General features: G+C 65.8%; 1 protein-coding gene. It reads left to right on the top strand.

Going from position 1 to position 509, the window contains the following annotated elements:
• Positions 1–149 precede the first annotated feature (149 nt).
• Positions 150–509, top strand: a 360-nt coding sequence (locus C9414_RS21200; protein WP_142398098.1) for a M20/M25/M40 family metallo-hydrolase, incomplete at its 3' end; no start/stop codon positions are given.

The raw sequence follows: 509 nt of genomic DNA, 5'->3' as shown, positions 1-509 counted from the left end.
CATGAGCTCCACTGTCTATGCGCAGGTCAATCGCGGTTGACCTGTGACGGGGGTGCCGGCCGCTGGCCGGCTCGTGGCACGGCTGGATCATTGCGGAGCCGGCCAGCGGCCGGCACTACCGATTTCGAACCCTACGGATATTCAGACACATGCTTGAACAGACGCTCGATCACCTGCAGGCGCTGGTGTCCTTCGACACCCGCAACCCGCCGCGTGCGATCACCACCGGCGGCATCTTCGATTACCTGCGCGACAACCTGCCCGGGTTCAACGTCGAGGTGATCGACCATGGTGCCGGTGCGGTCAGCCTGTACGCCGTGCGTGGTACGCCGAAGTACCTGTTCAACGTGCACCTGGACACGGTGCCGGACTCGCCGCACTGGAGTGCCGACCCGCACGTGATGCGGCGCCTGGATGACCGCGTGGTCGGTCTGGGCGTGTGTGACATCAAGGGCGCGGCCGCTGCACTGGTGGCTGCGGCCAATGCCAGCGATGGCGATGCCGCGTTC

This window comes from Bacillus sp. Nf3, assembly GCF_003028545.1.
Lineage (GTDB): Bacteria > Bacillota > Bacilli > Bacillales > Bacillaceae > Bacillus > Bacillus safensis.
This window is presented reverse-complemented; position numbering and strand designations above follow the sequence as displayed.